The sequence below is a fragment of the Deltaproteobacteria bacterium genome, assembly GCA_003194485.1.
In the GTDB taxonomy this organism is placed as follows: Bacteria; Desulfobacterota; Dissulfuribacteria; order Dissulfuribacterales; family UBA3076; genus UBA3076.
The window spans coordinates 1-2,189 of the sequence record PQXD01000075.1; the positions used below are offsets into that span (position 1 = coordinate 1).

The 2,189-nt window shown below is 49.2% G+C and carries 2 protein-coding genes; both read left to right on the plus strand.

The genetic code is table 11. The features are described 5' to 3' along the window. Positions 1-228 precede the first annotated feature (228 nt). Positions 229-1,020: a cytochrome C gene (locus tag C4B57_12155; protein PXF50360.1), complete on the plus strand. Its 792-nt coding sequence runs from the start codon at positions 229-231 to the stop codon at positions 1,018-1,020. Between the two features lie 83 nt (positions 1,021-1,103). Next, the gene (locus C4B57_12160; protein PXF50361.1) at positions 1,104-2,027 is read left to right on the plus strand and encodes a cytochrome C; all 924 of its coding nucleotides are present in this window, start codon (positions 1,104-1,106) and stop codon (positions 2,025-2,027) included. The last annotated feature ends 162 nt before the right edge of the window (positions 2,028-2,189 follow it).

The following is a 2,189-nucleotide window of genomic DNA, read 5'->3' on the forward strand; positions in this document are numbered from 1 at the left end:
CCTGGCTATGGTGGTATTTTTACCCATAGCTTGAGAAAAGACGATCACAGCTTGCCTCTGAAGGCTCAAAAGAGCCTCCTGTGCTGCGTCACAAAATTCGCCTGCGCTTATATGAAATATCCAGGGGCAGAAGTTATTACTTGACAAATGCGGGGTTGTTTTGCTATTTGAATATTGGATTGGGGTGTCTGGATAATCTTTAACTATTTGAGGAAGGTGTGTTGAGGGATGAAAAACAAATCTGCCATAAAGATTATAAATACTTTCTTTTTGTCCGCAATAATTGTGATCGCATATGCCGCTGTCGCCATGGCGGCGGAGACGGCAACCCTTCAGAATACTGACTGTATAAAGTGCCACAAAAAGGAGCCCGCCACTGTGGAACGGAACGGCGGTCTCCACAAGACGGCCGTAGGGTGTCTTGATTGCCACACTGAACACCCGCCCCTGGGGACAAAAACAATTCCGCAATGTGCCATGTGCCACACGGGAAAACTGCACTACGAATTAGATAACTGTTTTTCCTGCCATTCCGATCCCCACCAACCTTTGGCATTACAGCTCGACGACAATATCACTTCAGCCTGTCTGACCTGTCATTCAGAACAGGGCATAGAACTTAAGGAATATCCAAGTAAACACACAGAAGTCGCCTGCACTTTATGCCATACTTTTCACGGAGAGATTCCCGACTGCTCCAATTGTCATGAGCCGCACGCACAAGGCCAGGCAACAAAGGACTGCCTCGTATGCCATCCGGTCCACACGCCGTTGATAATTCAATATCCAAACGAGACCCCGAGGGCTTACTGCACGCCGTGTCACGAGGATATAGGCGAGCTCATGAACAAGACCACCACCAAACACAAGACCTTCACCTGTGCATTTTGTCACAGGGTAGTCCATCCTGTTGTCCCGCAGTGCGAAACATGCCACGGCAAACCGCACTCGGCCGCACAGCACAAGGCGATGCCGAATTGCCTGAATTGCCATTTAGATGCGCACAATCTTGTTAAATAAACTGGGAATCAGGGGCAATATGAAATATTTGGGATTAATGGAACAGGAGTATTGGAAAGAACTTGAAACAAAGGACTAGGACAATGACTGTAAAAAATGGGAATGGAATGCTGATCGGAGTATTAAGTCTGCTTATTCTCGCCGTCTGTTTCGCCTGTGTAAAGCAAAGGCCTGCAGCATTACAGGTTGCAGAACCTGCTCAGCCGGAAGAGGTGGTGCCGGCAGAACCTGCAAAGGCCGTCGAGCAGCCGGCAAGCGTCTATGATGTTGAAGTGAAGCCCCTCACCAGCCAGGAATGCGCCCGGTGCCATATGGATCAATTCACGAGGATCAGAAAAGACGGGGGCAAGCATGTCGGTGTTGCATGTACGGATTGCCACGAGGTCTATCATGCGTATAACCCCTTGAAGAACAATTACGCCGAGATCATGCCGAAATGCTCGGCCTGTCATGATAATCCTCACGGCAAAGACAAGGCCGTTCAAAAGTGTGCAAATTGTCATGCCGATCCCCACAGACCGGTGGCGGCAATCCCGGATCCATCCAACATGGAAATGCAGTGCAGGCTATGCCATACCCAGGTGGCACAGAGCCTGACCAGGCACCCCAGCAAGCACACGGAAGAAGACTGCTCCTCATGTCATTCCCAGAAACACGGCAGGATACCTGAGTGTTCAGAGTGTCATGAGAATCACAGCCCGATGGTGACAATGAGCACGCCGGAATGCCTCGCTTGCCATCCTGTTCATACGCCTTTACAGATCGCCTATTCCGACGAGGTAGAAAATAACCTGATATGCGCCGGCTGCCACGATGTACCATTCGAGCAACTCAAGGCCCATCAGACCAAGCATTCGGAATTGGCATGCGCTGAATGCCATCCTGCGCATAAAGAACTCATGGCCTGTCAGGATTGTCATGGTGACGCGCCTCACAATCCTGCAATACACAAGAAATATCCAAAGTGCGGAGACTGCCACAACATAGCGCACGACCTGCGCATGTAAGCGCAATCAACAGGCAATTAAGTAGGGGGAAAGGCCTCTTTTGAGTCTGTCCCGCAAATATTAGTTGCAAAATGAGGCCGAATTCGGTAAAATATTATATAATTTCAACATGATAATTGCTTTTTGAGGGCCTCATGAACTACAATTTCAGAAGCTATAATC